This window comes from Sphingomonas sp. 3P27F8, assembly GCF_005502745.1.
In the GTDB taxonomy this organism is placed as follows: domain Bacteria; phylum Pseudomonadota; class Alphaproteobacteria; order Sphingomonadales; family Sphingomonadaceae; genus Sphingomonas.
Genome location: NZ_SCNL01000003.1, coordinates 291,144 through 308,990, shown reverse-complemented (window position 1 = coordinate 308,990; position 17,847 = coordinate 291,144). Strand labels below are relative to the sequence as shown.

Here is a 17,847-nt window from a genome sequence, read left to right as displayed (position 1 = left end):
AAGACCGTCCTCACCGCACTCCGATGGAACGAGGCCGACACCGTCGGCGCCACAGCGTGACCGGCTGGTCAAAGGTCATCCTCGCCACCGCACTGATGACCATCGCACTGGCCCCGGCCGCGGCGTCGGCCCCGGAAGGCCATGGCACGTTGACCGTCGATATCGGCAACGTCCGCGTCGCCAGGGGCATCGTCCATGTCGATGTCTGCCCGGAGGCGACGTTTCTGAAGGAGGATTGCCCCTGGTCCGGCGATGCGGCCGCGCGCCTCGGCGAAACACGGGTAAGTGTACGCAATCTGCCGGCCGGTCGATACGCCGTGCAAGTGTTTCTCGACGAGAATGGCAATCGCAAGGTAGATCGCGGGCTGTTCGGCATTCCGAAGGAGGGGATCGGATTTTCGAACGATGCCAGGATAAGGTTCGGGCCGCCGAAATTCGCCGAGGCGGCGTTCACCTTTGACGGCACCAGCAAGGTGATCCGGCTCAACCTGCGGTATTTCACCGGGCCTTCCGGCCCGCCGTCGCGCTGAGCATGGCAAATCCCGTTGTGCGCGTTGTTTCGGCGAGCATTCGCCGGCCGTGGCTGACGATCATTGCCGGACTGCTCCTGTCCGCGCTGGCGCTGATGATCGTGGTGGACCGGTTCGCGATGACGACCGATACGGCGGCGCTTATATCCCCTGACGTGCCCTGGCGGCAGCAGGAACGCGCGATGGAAGCCGCGTTTCCGCAACTCCGCGACGCGATGCTCGTGATGATCGACGGCGCGACGCCTGAACTTGCCGAAGACGCCACGAAACGGCTCGCGACGCGACTGGCGGGCGACAACAAGCATTTCCGGCGGGTGTCGCGCCCCGACGGCGGCGATTTTTTTGCGCGCGAAGGCCTGCTGTTCGGTTCCGAGCAGGAGGTGCGCGAGGCGACGACGGCACTGATCGAGGCGCAGCCGATGCTGGGCCCGCTCGCCGCCGATCCGAGCTTGCGGGGAGTGGCTGGCGCGGTATCTGCGATGGCCGACGGGATCGCCACCGGGCAGGTTGCAGCAGAGCGGATCGACAGGCCGGTCCGTGCGCTGGCCGATGCGGTTGATGGTGCCCTGAATGGCAGGCCACAGCCTTTTTCGTGGCAGAAGCTGTTCGCTGCCGAAAAGGCTGGGCTTGCGCCGCCGACGCGCAGACTGATCCTCGCGCAGCCATTGCTCGATCACGCCGCGCTGATGCCCGGCGCGGCGGCGAGCGATGCCGTGAGGCAGGCGGCCGCCACACTTGGGCTGGATGCCGCGCACGGCGTGCGCGTGCAGCTTACCGGCGAGGTTCCGCTTGCTGACGAGGAGTTCGCCACGCTCCAGGAGAATATCGGGTTCGTCGGGTTCGTGATGCTCGCCGCGATGCTGATGACGCTATGGCTGGCGACCCGATCGGCACGGCTGGTCGCGGCGATCATGACGACGATCGTTCTTGGCCTCGTCGTCACCATGGCGATAGGGCTGCTTGCGGTGGGGCGGTTCAACCTGATCTCCGTGGCTTTCATCCCGCTGTTCGTGGGCCTGGGGGTGGATTTCGGCATCCAGATTTGCGTGCGCTACAATGCCGAGCGGGATGCGGGCGCCGTGCCTGAGACAGCGCTGCGCCAGTCCGCGATCGCCTTGGGCGCGCCGCTGACGCTCGCGGCGGGCTCGATCTTTCTGGGTTTCGGCGCGTTCCTGCCGACGGACTATATCGGGATCGCCGAGCTTGGCATCATCGCCGGCCTGGGCATGGTGGTGGCGCTGATACTGAGCGTTACGCTGCTGCCGGCGCTGGTGATTGCCTTCCGGCCCGGCAAGCCGCGCGGCGATATGGGCTTCGCCGCGCTGGCACCGGTCGATCGGTTGCTGGAGCGCAGGCGGCGGACAGTGCTGTGGGCGTTCGTGGTTGCGCTCGCCGCCAGCATCGCACTGCTCCCGTGGGTGACGTTCGATTTCAACCCACTTCATCTGCGCGACACACAAGCACCGGCGATGCGAGCGCTGGCCGACCTGACGCGAGACCCCGATCGGACACCCAATGTGATCGACGTGCTGGCGGCCGATACAGCCGACGCGGCGGCATTGTCAGCCAGGCTTGCCCGGCTACCGCAGGTTTCCCACGTCGTTTCGGTGGATAGCTTCGTGCCGAGCGATCAACCGGCCAAGCTGGCGCTGATCCAGGACGCCGCGCTGCTGCTCGACGTAACGGTCAATCCGCTCGATATCGCCAGCCCGCCGGGCGATGCCGATTCCATCACCGCGCTGTCCGAAGCGGCGGCGAAGTTGCGTACAGCCGCGAATGGGAAAGTCGGGCCGGAGATGTTGCGGCTGGCCGCAGCGTTCGATCGGCTCGCCCACAGCACGCCCGCCAGGCGCGGGGCGGTCAATGCATTGCTGACCCAGCCACTTGTCGTGATGCTCGATCAAATACGCCTCTCGCTACAGGCGACGGCCGTAACGCGCAGTGACCTGCCGGGCGCGATCGTCCGGGACTGGGTTTCCCCCGATGGCAGGCTGCGGCTTCAGGTGTTTCCGTCCGGCGACAGCAATGACAATCAGGTCATCCGTCGCTTTCGCACCGCCGTAGCGGGGATTACTCCGGCCATTTCCGGTCTGCCTGTCGCGACGCAGGCGGCGGCAAGCACGGTCGCGACGGCGTTCGTTCAGGCTGGCGTGATTGCATTCCTGCTGGTCAGCGCGCTGCTGCTGATCGTGCTGCGCAACGTGCGGGAAGTGGCGTTCACATTGGCGCCGGTTGTCTTGTCGATCTTTCTGACGCTCGGCACGTGCGTCCTCATCGGTCAGCCGATCAACTTCGCCAATATCATCGCCTTCCCGTTGTTGTTCGGGGTCGGCGTCGCTTTTCACATCTATTTCGTGATGGCGTGGCGCGCTGGCGCGATCAATCTGCTGCAATCGAGCCTGGCGCGCGCCGTGCTGTTCAGCGCCCTGGCGACGGGAACAGCGTTTGGCAGCCTGTGGCTATCGCATCATCCGGGCACCGCCAGCATGGGTGAGATACTGATGATCTCGTTGATCTGGACGCTGGTTTGCGCGCTGATCTTCGAACCGGCGCTGCTCGGGCCTGCCACAAACCGGATGGAGCAGCATCGGGCGTGATGGGTAAAACGGCCCGGATGTCGCCATCCGGGCCGAGACGATTACAGGGTCAGGCGGCCGCCCAGCGACAACACTATCGCGTGCGCCTTCTGCAATTCGCCGTTGACGAGCACCGGCGTCTGCGCCGGCGTACCGGCATAAGCGGCGGTTATCCGGTCGATCGAGGCGTTGGCGAAATCGACATAGTTCGCCGCGGCGTCCACCGAGAAGCGCCTGCTCACGTTGAAGCTTGCACCAGCGCCATAATTCCACCGATTGGAATCCGGCACGCGCGCGTCGCGCTCGCCATCCTGCGTCGGCGTGATCGCTCGTTGTACACCGGCGCGAACCGTAAGGCGTGGCGAGACGGCGTAATCGACACCGCCCGCAAGGCTCCAGCTATCACGATAGTTTTCCGGGATTGCCGCATTGATCGGCGCGCCAAGCTGGATCGTATCGAATTTGCTCCAGGTATAGCGTACCGCCTGGGCGTTCAGCGTCAGCTTGCTCGTTGCGCGGAACCGACCGCCGACGATGATCTGCGCCGGCGTGTAGAAGGTCGCGTGAACCCCGGACAGGGAAGCATTCGACGTCGCGAGCGGGCCAAGCAGCCCGGATATGACCAGATCACCTTTCAGATCGTGCTTGATCGCAGATTTGTACGCGACGCCGACTGTAGCGAAATCGTTGTGCATCTGCATGCCCGCGGTCCATCCGAGATCCCATCCGTTGCCGGAAAGGGTCTGCTCACCATCTGGAAGCGCGGCGGACAGATTGGGCAGTTTGTTGCTGAGGGACGCGTCGGTATATTCGACATTCACGCCGCCGCCGACACGCAGCCAGTCCGTCAGCGCAATCGCCAGCGAGGGCTGGATATCGACGGTGCGCAGCCGCGTACGATCCGCCGAATAGCGTGCCCAGCTGGCATCGCTATAATCGGTCGTGAAGCTGTATGGCGACGTTACCGCGAGGCCAAAGGCGATGCCGCGTCCCAGGGGGGCGACAAACGCTCCGGACGGCAGCACGCCATTGTTGATCGGATTACGCGAAACCGCGCTGCCGCCCACCGGCGCGGGCGTCTGCGCCGGCCGCACGATCACGGTGCCACGATCCACGACTTCGCCACGCGGCAGGATCGCCGACGCATTGAGCGTCACTTCCACACTGTCCGAATCGGCGATCGCGGCCGGATTCCACCACAAGGATGCGGCGCCCGTATCGGCTACCTCGCCGGAGAAGGCGCGGCCCGCGCCGCGCGCCGATTGCTCCTGAAGATAGAAAGCCTGCGCATGGGCCTGCCCAACGAATGCGAATGCGGAAACAAATGCGCCGGCGACGACCGAAGCCTTCATACTGGGGGACATGGTTACTCCTTTACTCTTACTCTAACTACATACGAAATCGGGATAATCAGTTCACACGCGTCCAGGTTTGCGTCTTGCACAGCGGCACGAAAACGCAGCCGCGGACCGAAAGTGAGTCACGGCCAAGCGGCGTGATCTTCGCGCCATACGTACGGCCGTCATCGGCGTTGTAGATCTTGCCGCCGCTCCACGCACCGCCAGACTGGGTAAAACCGTTCAGGATCATCAGTCCCTTGAGCGGGCGATCACGCAATTTGGCGTCGCTGTTATTGGCATCTTTCAGCGCGGGGTCGGTACGCAATTTGTCAGAACTTATGAGGCGGCCGCAGATGGATGCGCCGCATCGCTGGATTTCGACGATGCCGTTTCTGGTTTCGGTGCGCCACCGCCCGATTGCGGTGTCAGCGGATGCGCCATCTTTAGCCATCGCCGCCAGGGCCAGCAGGGTTATACCTATCAAAATTCGTTCCTCTCCCACGACAGTGTGAGTGTCGACTGACCTTTCGGTCTCTTGTCTCACCTATAGGGAAGGCCGCATAAGCAACAGCGTGTCGAGCGACAACAGGATTTCGCCAGGCCGTGATAGAAGGCGTCAAGGAGAGAGAGCGAATGGTGGGAACGCAGGCGATTGCCAGGGGAGCCAGGCTGAACACCGTGCCGCGCCCGATCACCGATCTGTTCGATGCCACCGTCGCCGCGCATCCCGATTGGCCTGCGATCGACTTCATGGGCAGCGTCACCACCTATGCGGAGCTTGCCGCGCAGGTGCGCCTTGCGGCGGGCGGATTGCAGGAACTAGGTGTCGGCCAGGGGACGCGGGTCGCCTTGTGCATGCCCAACATGCCGCATTATCCGATCCTGTTTCTCGCCACGCTCCGGCTCGGTGGTGTCGTCGTCAACGTGAATCCGCTGTATGTGGAGCGCGAACTGCGGCATCTGCTGGAGGATTCCGGGGCGGACGTCATCGCCACCTGCGATCTGACCGAGGTTCACGCCCGCGTTTCGACGGTCGCTGCCGAACTCGGCGTGCGTCACGTGATTACATGCCCGATCGCCGATGGACTTCCGGTGCTGAAGCGCATCGCCTATCGCCTGTTCAAGCAAGGAGACATCGCGCCGGCGCGGCATGATGCGCGGCATATCACCTATCGTGAGATGATCGCGAAGCGGCGAGAGCCGGCGCCGGTAGCCGTATCGCCCCAGTCCGTAGCGGTTCTTCAATATACGGGGGGCACCACGGGATTGCCCAAAGCGGCGATGCTGACCCACGCCAATCTTGTCGCCAATGCTGACGCGATGGTAGTTCACGTCGGTGGTGAAAGCCCGACCCAGGATCGCGTGCTGGGCGTGTTGCCGCTGTTTCACGTCTTCGCGTTGACAACCGTGCTCAGTTTTTCGATCCGCGTCGGCGCGCAGATGATCCTGATGCCGCGCTTCCGGCTGCAGGATGCGCTGAAGACGATCGCCCGGACACGGCCGACCTTCTTCCCTGCCGTGCCGACGATATTCGGCGCGATCGCCGGCGTGGCCGCGACGCGGACGATCGACCTTTCCGGTATTCGTGCGTGTATATCGGGAGGCGCGCCCTTGCCCGCGGAGGTTCATGACGCCTTCACCAGCACCACCGGGGCGCGTCTGGTAGAAGGATATGGTCTGTCGGAAGCGTCGCCGATCATAACCTGCAACCCGATCGATGCCGCGACGAAGCCGGGCTCCGCGGGTATTCCATTCCCCGGCACGACGATCGAAATTCACGATCTGGACGATCCGGCGGCAATCTGCCCTGAGGGCGAACGCGGCGAGATTTGCGCACGTGGGCCACAGGTGATGAAGGGGTATTGGGGCCGCGATGAAGAGACTCGCGCCGTTTTCGTCGATGGCGCGCTGCGCACCGGCGATGTCGGGTATCTTGATGCCGACGGCTATCTCTTCATCGTGGATCGCATCAAGGATGTCATCATCAGCAGCGGGTACAATGTCTATCCTCGCGTGATCGAGGACGCGCTGTATGAGCATCCTGCCGTAGCCGAAGCGGTGGTGATCGGCGTGCCCGATCGCTATCGCGGCCAATCGCCCAAAGGCTTCGTCACGCTCAAACCCGGAACAAGCGCTACGGCCGAGGATTTGCGCGCGTTCCTTGCCGACAAGGTAAGCAAAATAGAGCTTCCGCATGATATCGAGATCCGGGACAATCTGCCCAAAACGTTGATCGGCAAGCTCTCGAAGAAGGAGCTGGTCGCGGAAAGCAGGGAAGCGAACAAGCATGCCGGGGGAGAGCGAGCAAATGTCGGATCCGCATGACGATCTTCGCGGCATACAGGATGTAGCGACGAGCCTGGGCATCACGCCGCGCGCTATGCGCCTTTATGAGGATCGCGGACTGATCGAGCCGTGTCGCGTGGGCAATGCGCGCATCTACACCCGACGTGAGACGGCGCGAATGAAGCTGATTCTGCGCGGCAAACGGCTGGGTTTCACATTGCGCGATATCAAGGAATTCCTCGATCTGTACGATGCCGACCCGCAGCATATCGAACAGATGGCGACGCTCGCGGAACGCTGCCGTGCGCGAATCGACGCGCTCCTGGCGCAGCGGGATGCGCTGACAATGACACTGCTAGAATTGGAGACGATCGAAAAGCAGGCGCTCGCGGCGATTGCCGAGCGGCAGTCGGGGCAGAGCGCGGTCGGCTGATCACGCTGGTGCCGGCCACCACAAGCGGGCGCTAGAGATAGCGTTAACCAGGACGGTTTAGACTCCGATGCGGCGTTTATCGGAGCACGAGCCTTGGCAACACAATATTCGTCGTCTTTCGAGGCGGTTCCATCAGCTGCGCTGTCCGATCCTGCGCATGCGATACTGGGGCCTCGCCGCGATGCGTTCTTCTTCTGGGGTGCGCCATTGGTGGCGTTCCTCCTGATCCAGGCGTGGTTGCGCGGTTCGGACCGATTGGCGCCTCAGGCTGCGACCGGCCCCATGGTGATCGGCCTGTTCGGCGTCATTTCAGTGCTTACCTGGGCGCATCTGATCGCGGTGGTGCCGCGCGCCTATCTGAACCGCGAGGTATTCGATGCCTATCGCACACGGCTGACGCTGGTTCCGCTCGTATTGATCACATCGCTTCTGCTGTCGCCCACCGCGCTCGTCATTGCGGCGGTTATCGCTGTTTTCTGGGACGTCCATCATTCGGCGATGCAAAACTTCGGTTTCGCGCGAATCTATGACCTGAAAGCCGGAAACTCGCCGCAGCAGCTCCGCGCGACCGATCTCAGGCTCAACTGGGCACTCTACGTCGGCCCAATCGCGGCCGGGGCGGCGCTGGCTACCCATCTGAGCCACTTCCAGCGCCTTGACGGGACGATGCTTCACGCGCTGACCGCCTTGCCCGGCGTGCTGGCAGCCGAAAACCACGGCATCCGGCTCGCCGCCATATCGCTTTACACGATCGTGCTCGGCTGGACTGCCGTCGACTATTACCGCGCCTCGCAACGTGGATACCGTCCACCCGCGCATAAACTGGCGACGATGATAGTCACCGGCGCGGTTTCGATACTTGCATGGGGCTTCCCTCCGCCGCTGGTGGCGCTGGCGACGGTGAATCTCTATCATGCCATCCAGTATTTCGCGCTCGTGTGGGCGAAGGAGGGCGGCCGAATGACCGACAAGCTCGGGCGCGGCAGCCGCAAGCGGGCGGCGCTGCTATTCTTCGCTGGCAGCGGTATATTCGGACTTGGCTACGCTGCGGCGGCCTCGGGACATTTGAAGTGGTACGTCGCGCCCTTCATCGCCTGCTCGCTGCTTCACTTCTGGTACGACGGCTTCGTCTGGTCGGTGCGCAAGCGCCAGGTGTGACGCGCGCTGGCTGGGGCGGCAGGATTCGAACCTGCGAATGGCGGCATCAAAAGCCGCTGCCTTACCGCTTGGCGACGCCCCAGCATCGTTGCGGACGCGCCCATTAGCGCGGGTTGATCCCGACCGCAATCGCATTGCCGGGCGCGACCGTCATTGGCTGCGCCCGGCAATGCGATCTACTTGCCCTTCGCGGCGCTCGCCTTGTTCCGATAGCGATCGAACCATGCAACAATCGCCGAGGCCTTCGCCGCGCTTTGCGACGGCCGCCCGGCGAGCCCGCCGTGGCTGGCGCCCGGCACCTTCACCAGCGCCGTTGGCACGCCCTGTATCTGCAGCGCGGCATAATATTGCTCGCTCTCGCTCACGGGCGTTCGATAATCCTCAGCGCCGACCACGACGAGGGTGGGTGTCTTTACGTTGCCGACAAGGCTGAGCGGCGAGCGTTTCCAATATGCCATGGGATCCTCCCACGGCAGCTTGCTGAACCAGTAACGCGATGTGAACAGCGTGGCGTCCATCGTCAGCGCCTCGCTCGTCCAGTTGATGACGGGCTTCTGCGTGGCGGCCGCCTTGAACCGATCAGTCTTGCCGACGATCCACGCGGTCAGCACGCCTCCGCCCGATCCGCCCGTGACGAACAGATTGTCAGGGTCAGCAGTGCCAGCCGCGATCGCTGCATCGACGGAAGCCATCAGATCGTCGTAATCCTGGCTCGGATAATTCTTGTCGATGAGGTTCGCGAATTCCGCGCCATAGGAAGTGGAGCCGCGCGGGTTGGTCCACAGCACGGCGTAGCCGGCAGCGGCATAAAGCTGCACGTCACTCGAGAAGCTTGGCCCATAAGCGCTGTTCGGGCCGCCGTGGATCTCCAGGATCAGCGGCGCTCGTTGCCCAGCCTGCAGACCTGGTGGGGTCGCAATCCAGGCGTCTATGGCGCGGCCGTCGGGCGCGGTCACGGCGATCTTGCGCACCGGCGCCATCGCCTTTGCTTCCAGCAGGTTGGCATTGAGATTGGTCAGTCGCCGTGCTTTTCCGCCGGACCATACCCACACATCCGCCGGCGCGTTCGCCTCGCCGCCGGTAAAGGCGACGAGGCCGCCGCGCGAAACCGAAAAGTCGCCGCCGGTATAAGGCCGGTCGATCCCGCCGCCGGCGATATTGTCGGCGATGGGCGAGAGGCGCCCGTCGAGCGCGACGCGGGCGATCTTGCGGTGGCCGTGGTCATCGTAGCTGACATAGATCGTCTTGTCGTCCGCTGCCCATACGGCGTCCTCGATCGCGCGATCGAGCGTCCCGGTGATCGAGCGCGGGGCGCCTGCCAGGCGATCGCCGACATAGAGTTGCGTATTTTCATAGCTGCGACGATGATCGTCAAAGCCGAGCCATGCGATGCGCGAGCCATCGTGAGAGAAGATCGGTGCGTTGTCCGGCCCGTCCCGGCTGGTCAGGGTGCGAAGTTCGCCGCTTGCAGTATCGACCGCGATCACCTCGCTGTTCATCACCTGCCGCTCCGCATCCGGGGAACGGATCGCGGAGAACAGGATAGTGCGGCCATCAGGGCTCCAGGAGAGCGGGCCGTTATCATCAAACTTGCCAAATGTGAGTTGTCGGGCACCACCGCCATCGGCTGAAACGACGAAGACATGATCGTGGCCGGGTTTGATATAGCCGCCGCCGTCCGCGCGATATGTGATGCGATCGATCACTTCCAGCGGCTCGGCCCATTTCGCACCCTCCGGCTTCGCGGGTGACTTTCCCAAGGTGGTCGGCTCGCCCGCGACAGTCGCGATATAGGCGAGGCGGCGACCGTCGGGCGACCAGGCGAGCGCGTTCGGATCGTCCGGCAGCGTGGTCACCCGCGTCGCGGCGCCATTGCCTACCCATCGCACGAACAATTGCGGGTTCGCGCCATCCGCTGCGACATAGGCGATACGCGTGCCGTCAGGCGACCAGCGTGGGCTGGAGCCGCTCGCGGCGAACGGCGTCTGCCGGCCGCTGGCCACGTCGATCAGCCACAGGGATGACTGCATGCGATCGGTCATGATGTCGGCCGAGCGACGTACATAGACGATCGCGCGGCCATCCGGGCTGATCTGGGGATCGGCGGCGATCGACAGCTGGAACAGATCACTACCGGTAAAGCTGCGCGTGGTGGCGTCACCTGGGCTCGCGTTTGGCAGTGTTTCCGCTGATGCAGGCAGGGCTGCGGTGGCCAGCAGCAGGACAGCCATTAAGCGCATCGTGATTCTCCCCCATGCTTTTGATGGGAAAGGGATGCTGCGCCCCGCGCGCGCTGGCAAGCGCCCATATCAGCAGGGCGGATCGATATCAGCAATGTGGCGGATTCCGCACGGTGGCTCCCTGAGTAGGATTCGAACCTACGGCCGCTCGATTAACAGTCGAGAGCTCTACCGCTGAGCTATCAGGGAATGCCGTGCGGGAGGCGCGTCTATAGCCGCCCAAATTTTTGATGCAACCCCGTTTCGCGATCAACCTTATGCAATGAACTGCTCCATTGTAATCCGGTCGTCCAGCGCGTGTTCGGGATCGAAAAGCAGGGTGAGCTCACGCGCCCGATCCATCGCTATGTCGACTTGCGCGACATCGCGAATTTCGCGCTGGTCGGCCACGGCCGAGACGGGGCGCTTGCCGGGATCCAGGATACGCAGCGACACGCGCGCGCGATCGGGCAGGATCGCCCCGCGCCAGCGGCGGGGGCGAAAGGCGCTGATCGGGGTCAACGCCAGCATGTTCGAACCCAGCGGCAGTATCGGCCCGTGCGCGGAGAGGTTGTAGGCGGTGGAGCCGGCCGGCGTTGCGACGAGAATACCGTCGCAGGCCAGTTCCTCCAGCACGATGCGATCGTTAACCGTCACTTCGATCTTCGCCGTCTGGCGCGTTTCGCGCAGTAACGACACCTCGTTGATCGCGGGCAGCGTATGGATGCGGCCGTCGATCGTTGTTGCGGTCATCAGCAGCGGCGTAACCTTGAAGGCGCGCGCGCGGATCAGCCGCTCGTCAAGGCCATGTTGTCGCCACTCGTTCATCATGAAACCGACCGTGCCGAGATTCATTCCAAAAACCGGGGGAGGGGGGCGTCGCGCCTCCAGCAGACCATGTAGTGTCTGGAGCAGGAAACCGTCGCCCCCTAGCGCGAGCACCAGATCAGCCTCGTCGACCGGGCACCAATCCCATGCGTCGAAAAGTTCTGCGCGCGCAGCCTGCGCCTGGGCGGTGGGCGACGCGACAAGCGCGCGCCGGGGATAATCGGTCATCCGCCAGTGACGCTCATGTGGCGGGATACCGCCGGCGCCGCGCCATGTGCGATCTGGAAGTCGTGGCGGGACGGCTTGGAGATCAGCGCGTCGTCGATTGCGGTATCGAGCGCGGCAACCCCGCCGTCACGAAAGGCGCGCTTTAGATCGACGCGATCTTCGTGGCCCAAGCAGGAATATAGCTTCCCGTCGGTCGTCAGGCGCACACGATTGCAGCCGTCGCAAAAATTAGCCGTAAGCGGAGAAATCAGGCCCAGCCTGGAACGGCTGCTGCCGACGCGCCAGTATCTTGCGGGCCCGCCTGATCCCGCATGATCGCGCACCAGCTCGTGGCTGGCGGAAAGCCGCTCGAACACGGCGGTGAGGGGGAGGAAACGGTCAGTACGATCCTCGTCGATCGCGCCAAGCGGCATCGTTTCGATCAGGGTCAGATCCAGACCCTGTGCAACGCACCAATCGAGCATCGGGCCGATCTCATCCTCGTTGAGCCCCTTGAGTGCGACCATGTTGATCTTCACCCGAAGCCCCGCCGTGCGCGCCGCATCGATGCCGCGCATCACCTGCGCCACGTCGCCATGCCGCGTGATGAAGCGGAACCGCTCCGGATCCCGGCTGTCGAGGCTGATATTGATGCGGCGCATGCCGGCGTCGAACAACGCGTCGGCATGCTCGGCCAGGCGGGTGCCATTGCTCGTCATCACCAGTTCGTCGAGGCTTGTCCCGACATGCCGGCCCAGCCGACGCACCAAATCGACGACATCACGCCTCACCAGCGGTTCGCCACCCGACAGGCGGACTTTGCGCACGCCGCGAGCGATAAACCGCTCGGTAATCACCGCGATTTCTTCCAGTGTCATCACCTGGTCGCGCGGCAGGAAGGTCATCCGCTCCGACATGCAATAGCGGCAACGAAGATCGCAATGATCGGTGACCGAAATCCGCAGATAGCTGATCGAGCGGCCAAAACCGTCCATGAGCGTGCGGGACGCGCCAGATTCTGAAGACGTCATCGTACGCAAGAGCTAGGGGCTAAGGTCCATCGCGGCAAGCCTGCGGCAATTATTGTGTTGGTTCGATCGCGAATTGATTGGCGCGGACGCCCCGGGCGGCTAACAAAACTTTAATGATCGGGTCGCAACCATTTTCGAAGCCGACAACCACGGTTGCCATCGCCCCCGATGCCGCCCGCGATGCACTGGAGCCAATGATCGCGCCTGCCGGGTGGATTACCTCTGACGTGGCGCCGCTCGTGCGGCTTGTCGATGCGCGGAACGGGCTGGCGGCGCTGGCGGCGCTGGCGCCTGTGGCGTTTGAGCAGCAGGCCGCGCTGCTCGCGATCGTCGATAGCGAACGATCGATCGCGGCGGCGTATGATGCTGGAGCGACCCACGCCGTCGTCGGTGATCAGCCAACTGCCTTGCTCGCGATGCTGCGCTTTGCTGCACGGCATGCGAGACGGGTACGTCGGCAGGCTTTCATGCGTCGGGGCGGTGAGACCACACCAGGCGAAATCGCGCGCTTCCTTGCCACGCATGGCGAAGGTGGCGACCCCCTCGCGATGCTGGCGATAAGCCTGACGCGGTTCGACATCGTCAATGCCGCGTTCGGCCGTTCCATCGGAGATTCATTACTCGCGGCGGCATTTGCGCGGATCGTGGACGCCGTGCAGTTCGTCGCGGCTGGCAACCGCCAGATCGCGCGCGGCGACGGTGCCGCGTTTGAGATAGCGCTTGCGACCGAGGAGGAAACCGTCACGAAGGTGGTCAGCGCGATCGAGACGTCGCTCGCGCGGCCTTTCGATACGGGCGATGCGATGGTCAACCTGGGCGCCCGGATCGGCGTGGCGCGCGGTGTTGCCGCGGCGGAGTTGCAGGCGCGCGCGCGTGATGCGCTGGACGCCGCCCGCGCCAGTGACAGTGCGACCGTGCACCAATCGACGCGAAGTTATGCGGCGCCGCTCGTGCGCCTGGCGGCCGATCTGCATCGCGCCATCGACCGGGACGAGATTGCGATCCTGTTCCAGCCGCAGGTGATGCTCGCGTCCGGCGATATCACCGGCGTCGAGGCGCTGGCTCGGTGGGATCACCCCACGCTTGGCACCCTCGGCGCGGAAACGCTGTTCGCCGCCGCCGATCGCGCCGATCTGGGCGCAGCGTTGTCCGAACACATATTGGTGCGCTCGCTTTATGCCGCCTCGCGCTGGCCGGACGTGCTCAAGCGGTTGCGGCTCGCGGTGAACGTGACGGCGGCGGACGTGGCGCGGCCGGATTTCGTTCAGCGCTTCATCGGTCATGTCGAGGAGAGCGGGATCGCGCGCGCGCGAATGACCGCCGAGATCACGGAAACGGGCCTGATCGGCGATCTGGAGGTGGCCGCCGTGGCGCTCGGGGCGCTGCGCGAACAGGGATTGCGCGTCGCGATCGACGATTTCGGCACGGGTTATTCGAGCCTCGCCTATCTCAAGGCGCTCCCGCTCGATTACCTGAAGATCGACCGCAGCCTCACGCGCGATATCGCCGGATCGGCACGTGACCGGATCATCGTGCGCGGGGTGATCGCGATGGCGCATGCGCTGGGGCTCGCAACGATCGCCGAGGGCGTGGAAACGGCCACCGAGCGCGACATGCTCGCCGGCGAGGGCTGTGATCTCTATCAGGGCTATCTGTGCGCCGGGCCGCTCGATTCCGACGGGCTGGCGGCGCTGGTGGCAGGCTGGTCGCTCAACCCGCGGCCTTCGCCAACCCCTTCGACAATTGCAGCGCACCGTTAAGCCGCGCATCCGCATCCGGCCATGACCGTGTAAGTGCGAATTTCGAATCCGGCCTGAGCTTCGCGATGGCGCCGAGCCGCTGAACATAGGCGAGCAACCCTTCGACGTTCGGCGGCCGATCATCGTGGAAAGTCACGAGCGCGCCCTTCGGCCCGATATCCATTTTCGCCACGCACGCCTTCTTGGCGTTCATCTTGATCTCGATCACGCGGATCAGGTTCTCGGTAGCTTCAGGAAGCTTGCCGAACCGGTCGATCATCTCAGCGGCGAAGGATTCCAGCGCCTGCTTGTCATCCAGCTCGTTGAGCCGACGGTAAAGCCCCATGCGCAGATCGAGGTCCGGCACATATTCCTCGGGGATAAGGATCGGCGCGTCGACTGTGATCTGAGGAGAGAAATCGCGCCGCCGCTGGGCAAGGCCGCCCGCCTTGGCCTCCAGGATCGCCTCCTCCAGCATCGACTGGTACAGTTCGTAGCCGACTTCCCTGATGTGGCCGGACTGTTCGTCGCCAAGCAGGTTGCCCGCGCCGCGGATGTCGAGATCGTGGCTGGCGAGCTGGAAGCCGGCCCCCAGGGAATCGAGATCGGAAAGCACCTTCAGCCGCTTTTCGGCGGTATCGGTCATCTGCCGCTCCGGCGGCGTGACGAGATAGGCATAGGCACGCGTCTTCGAGCGGCCGACACGCCCGCGAAGCTGATATAGCTGCGCGAGGCCGAACCGATCGGCGCGGTTGACGATCATCGTGTTGGCGGACGGGATATCGATCCCGCTCTCGATGATCGAGGTGGAGACAAGCACCTCGAACTTCTTGTCGTAGAAGGCGCTCATCCGCTCTTCCACCTCGCTGGGGGCCATCTGGCCGTGTGCGATGACGTAACGGATTTCCGGCACCTCGCTGCGCAGATATTCCTCGATATCCGGCAGATCGGCAATGCGCGGGGTGACAAGGAAGCTTTGCCCACCGCGATAATGCTCGCGCAGGAGCGCCTCTCGCAGCACAACCGGATCCCATGGCATCACATAGGTGCGCACCGCGAGCCGATCGACGGGCGGGGTCTGGATCACCGAAAGTTCGCGCAGGCCCGACATTGCCATCTGTAAGGTGCGCGGGATCGGCGTGGCGGTGAGGGTGAGGACGTGGACGTCCGCCTTCAGCGCCTTCAGCCGTTCCTTGTGGGTGACGCCGAAGCGCTGCTCTTCGTCAACGATGACAAGGCCGAGCCGCTTGAATTCCACGCTCTTCGCCAGGATTGCGTGTGTGCCCACCACGATATCGATATCGCCCGAGGCGATGCGCTCGCGCGTGGCCTTCGCCTCGCCGGCCGTGACGAGGCGGGAGAGGCGACCGATGTTCAGCGGAAAACCTTCAAAGCGAGCGACGAAATTCTGGAAATGCTGCCGCGCGAGCAGGGTGGTGGGGCAGACCACCGCCACCTGCATCCCGGCCATCGCCGCGACGAACGCAGCGCGCAACGCCACCTCCGTCTTGCCGAAGCCGACATCGCCGACGACCAGCCGGTCCATCGGCTTGCCGGCGGAAAGATCGCCGAGCACATCCTCGATCGCGCGATCCTGATCGTCGGTTTCCTCATACGGGAAGCGATCGACGAAGGTGGGATAGCCATTGGAGTCCGGCTCAGCGACCTCGCCCGAGCGCAACGCACGCTCGGCGGCAACCGCGATCAGCTCTCCCGCGATCTCGCGGATGCGCTCCTTCATCTTGGATTTGCGGCGCTGCCACGCTTCGCCGCCTAGCCTGTCGAGCGCCGCGCCCTCTTCACTGGAGCCATAGCGCGATAGCACCTCTAGATTCTCGACCGGCACGTAGAGCTTGTCGCCGCCCGCGTAAGTGAGCGCGACGCAATCATGCGGGGCCTTGCCGACCGGGATCGATGTCAGCCCCTCATACCGCCCGATGCCGTGATCGACGTGCACCACCAGATCGCCGGGCGTGAGCGTCGCCAGTTCGGCAAGAAATGCATCGGCGGACTTGCGGCGCCTGTGCCGTCGGATCAGCCGGTCTCCCAGCATGTCCTGCTCGGTCAGTACCGCGACGCCCGGCGCGGTGAAGCCGTGATCGAGCGGCAGGACGATCAGCGCGACCTGCGTCTCGCCGATGCCCAGCGCCTGCTGCCATGTATCGACCGGCTTTGCGCCGCTCAGGCCGTGATCCTTCAGCAGGCTGGCCAGCCGCTCGCGTGCGCCACCGGAGTAGCTTGCCAGCACCGGCGTGCGGCCTTCCCTGCGCAACTTGGCGAGGTGCGCGACTACCGCCTCATAGACGTTGACGCCGGACGCGCGCTCCGCACCGAAATCGCGCGCACCATCGACGCCGAAGTCGACCACCCCAGCTGATTCTGGCTCGTGGAAAGGGGTGGCGGTATGGACGGTGGCAGCCTGGAGCGCCGCGCGCCATTCGGCGTCGTCCAGGTACAGCGTCCGAGCTGGCAGCGCGCGATAGCTGCCGGGCTGGGCCGCCTCGGCGCGCTTGCGATTCTCGTAATAGTCGGCGATCGCCTCCAGCCGTCCCTCGGCGGCGGCGATTACGCCGTTGTCGCGCACCACGAGCGCATCGTCGCCGATGTGATCGAAGAAAGTTGCGAGCTTTTCCTCGAACAGCGGCAGCCAATGTTCCATCCCTGCCAGCCGCCGTCCCTCGCTCACGGCCTGGTACAGCGGATCACCGGTGGCGGTGGCGCCGAAGGTTTCGCGATAGCGGCTGCGGAAGCGCCTTACGCTATCCTCGTCGAGCAGCGCCTCCGAGGCTGGAAGCAGCGTGAAGCCGTCGACCCGCCCGGTGGTGCGCTGGTCGTCGGGATCGAAGGTGCGGACGCTCTCGATCTCGTCCCCGAAAAAATCGAGCCGCAGCGCCTGCGATTCGCCGCTTGGGAAGAGATCGACGATGCCGCCGCGAATCGCATATTCGCCGGCGTCATGCACCGTGTCGGTGCGGACATATCCATTGGCTTGAAGCAGTGCGGCGAGCCGATCCAGGCCGATCCGCTCGCCCGGCTTCAGGTTTGCGACAAGCTGGCGGATGCGGAACGGGGTAAGCGTGCGCTGCGTGGCGGCGTTCGCCGTAGTAAGCACGAGCTGCGGGCCGCGTCGCTTCTGCTGCAGGCGATGCACCGCCCCGATCCGTTCCGCCATCACGCGCAGCGTGGGGGAGGCGCGATCATAAGGCAGGCAGTCCCACGCCGGAAAGTCGATGATCTCCAGTTCCGGCGCGAAGAAATGGGCGGTCGCCGCGATCGCCCGCATCGCCGCCTCGTCAGGCGCGATGAACACCGCGCGCCGGGTGGCCGCGCGCGCCAGGTCCGCCAGCAACGAGGGCAGGAAGCCCGCCGGCACGCCCGCCAGGGTGATTGGCTTTGTGGCGGCAAGTATCTGGTTGAGTTCGGGCATGTTCTTCTTTTTCAGGTCGTCACCACGGCGGAAACCGGGGCCTTGCGCGTATGACATGCGAGCGTGCTGGCAT

Annotated in this window: 12 protein-coding genes and 2 tRNA genes; 6 read left to right on the top strand and 8 right to left on the bottom strand. The window is 64.3% G+C overall.

Annotated elements, in window-relative coordinates:
- The first annotated feature begins 23 nt into the window (after positions 1 to 23).
- Entirely contained in the window at positions 24 to 530 is a 507-nt protein-coding gene (locus FFS35_RS06105; protein WP_249341485.1) for a DUF2141 domain-containing protein, read from the top strand.
- A 2-nt stretch (positions 531 to 532) separates the two neighbouring features.
- Complete coding sequence (locus tag FFS35_RS06100) at positions 533 to 3,127, top strand: MMPL family transporter (RefSeq protein ID WP_137786225.1); 2,595 nt, start codon at positions 533 to 535, stop codon at positions 3,125 to 3,127.
- 41 nt (positions 3,128 to 3,168) lie between these two features.
- Here FFS35_RS06100 and FFS35_RS06095 read toward each other — a convergent pair whose 3' ends face one another.
- A complete protein-coding gene (locus tag FFS35_RS06095) occupies positions 3,169 to 4,470 on the bottom strand; it encodes an outer membrane protein transport protein (protein WP_137786224.1) in 1,302 nt (433 codons plus the stop codon).
- Between the two features lie 46 nt (positions 4,471 to 4,516).
- On the bottom strand, positions 4,517 to 4,897 hold the full coding sequence (locus tag FFS35_RS06090; protein ID WP_137786256.1) for a DUF2147 domain-containing protein: 381 nt from the start codon (positions 4,895 to 4,897) through the stop codon (positions 4,517 to 4,519).
- A 182-nt stretch (positions 4,898 to 5,079) separates the two neighbouring features.
- Between FFS35_RS06090 and FFS35_RS06085 the strand changes: the two genes are divergently transcribed.
- From FFS35_RS06085 to FFS35_RS06075, 3 genes are all read left to right on the top strand, one after another.
- Positions 5,080 to 6,771: a long-chain fatty acid--CoA ligase gene (locus FFS35_RS06085; RefSeq protein WP_137786223.1), complete on the top strand. Its 1,692-nt coding sequence runs from the start codon at positions 5,080 to 5,082 to the stop codon at positions 6,769 to 6,771.
- Positions 6,755 to 7,165, top strand: a complete 411-nt coding sequence (locus FFS35_RS06080) for a MerR family DNA-binding transcriptional regulator (RefSeq protein WP_137786222.1) — start codon at positions 6,755 to 6,757, stop codon at positions 7,163 to 7,165. The genes FFS35_RS06085 and FFS35_RS06080 overlap by 17 nt, the downstream gene beginning before the upstream one ends.
- Positions 7,166 to 7,258: 93 nt before the next feature.
- Positions 7,259 to 8,323, top strand: coding sequence for a hypothetical protein (locus FFS35_RS06075; RefSeq protein WP_137786221.1), 1,065 nt, complete (start codon positions 7,259 to 7,261; stop codon positions 8,321 to 8,323).
- 7 nt (positions 8,324 to 8,330) lie between these two features.
- On the opposite strand, the gene FFS35_RS06070 is transcribed toward FFS35_RS06075, so the two are convergent.
- The 5 genes from FFS35_RS06070 to moaA form a co-directional block, all read right to left on the bottom strand.
- Positions 8,331 to 8,405 (bottom strand) — tRNA-Gln (locus FFS35_RS06070).
- A 94-nt stretch (positions 8,406 to 8,499) separates the two neighbouring features.
- Positions 8,500 to 10,563 (bottom strand): S9 family peptidase, encoded by a 2,064-nt coding sequence (locus FFS35_RS06065; protein WP_137786220.1) that lies wholly within the window; start codon positions 10,561 to 10,563, stop codon positions 8,500 to 8,502.
- A 114-nt stretch (positions 10,564 to 10,677) separates the two neighbouring features.
- Positions 10,678 to 10,752: transfer RNA gene (locus FFS35_RS06060), tRNA-Asn, on the bottom strand.
- Positions 10,753 to 10,818: 66 nt separating this feature from the next.
- The gene (locus tag FFS35_RS06055) at positions 10,819 to 11,598 is read right to left on the bottom strand and encodes an NAD kinase (RefSeq protein WP_137786219.1); all 780 of its coding nucleotides are present in this window, start codon (positions 11,596 to 11,598) and stop codon (positions 10,819 to 10,821) included.
- Positions 11,595 to 12,608, bottom strand: coding sequence for a GTP 3',8-cyclase MoaA (gene moaA, locus FFS35_RS06050; protein ID WP_137786218.1), 1,014 nt, complete (start codon positions 12,606 to 12,608; stop codon positions 11,595 to 11,597). The genes FFS35_RS06055 and moaA overlap by 4 nt, the downstream gene beginning before the upstream one ends.
- 194 nt (positions 12,609 to 12,802) lie before the next feature.
- On the opposite strand from moaA, the gene FFS35_RS06045 reads away from it, so the two are divergent.
- A complete protein-coding gene (locus tag FFS35_RS06045) occupies positions 12,803 to 14,368 on the top strand; it encodes an EAL domain-containing protein (protein ID WP_171007528.1) in 1,566 nt (521 codons plus the stop codon).
- Here the strand turns inward: FFS35_RS06045 and mfd are convergent.
- Entirely contained in the window at positions 14,319 to 17,774 is a 3,456-nt protein-coding gene (mfd, locus tag FFS35_RS06040) for a transcription-repair coupling factor (RefSeq protein ID WP_137786255.1), read from the bottom strand. The genes FFS35_RS06045 and mfd overlap by 50 nt on opposite strands.
- Positions 17,775 to 17,847: the final 73 nt, after the last annotated feature.

Bases quoted from the DNA above. Each gene is read 5' to 3' on its own strand.
- FFS35_RS06045 (WP_171007528.1), top strand. From the start codon at position 12,803: ATGATCGCGCCTGCCGGGTGGATTACCTCTGACGTGGCGCCGCTCGTG.
- FFS35_RS06085 (WP_137786223.1), top strand. From the start codon at position 5,080: ATGGTGGGAACGCAGGCGATTGCCAGGGGAGCCAGGCTGAACACCGTG.
- FFS35_RS06100 (WP_137786225.1), top strand. From the start codon at position 533: ATGGCAAATCCCGTTGTGCGCGTTGTTTCGGCGAGCATTCGCCGGCCG.
- FFS35_RS06065 (WP_137786220.1), bottom strand. From the start codon at position 10,563: ATGCGCTTAATGGCTGTCCTGCTGCTGGCCACCGCAGCCCTGCCTGCA.
- FFS35_RS06105 (WP_249341485.1), top strand. From the start codon at position 24: ATGGAACGAGGCCGACACCGTCGGCGCCACAGCGTGACCGGCTGGTCA.
- moaA (WP_137786218.1), bottom strand. From the start codon at position 12,608: ATGACGTCTTCAGAATCTGGCGCGTCCCGCACGCTCATGGACGGTTTT.
- FFS35_RS06095 (WP_137786224.1), bottom strand. From the start codon at position 4,470: ATGTCCCCCAGTATGAAGGCTTCGGTCGTCGCCGGCGCATTTGTTTCC.
- mfd (WP_137786255.1), bottom strand. From the start codon at position 17,774: ATGCCCGAACTCAACCAGATACTTGCCGCCACAAAGCCAATCACCCTG.
- FFS35_RS06080 (WP_137786222.1), top strand. From the start codon at position 6,755: ATGTCGGATCCGCATGACGATCTTCGCGGCATACAGGATGTAGCGACG.
- FFS35_RS06090 (WP_137786256.1), bottom strand. From the start codon at position 4,897: ATGGCTAAAGATGGCGCATCCGCTGACACCGCAATCGGGCGGTGGCGC.
- FFS35_RS06055 (WP_137786219.1), bottom strand. From the start codon at position 11,598: ATGACCGATTATCCCCGGCGCGCGCTTGTCGCGTCGCCCACCGCCCAG.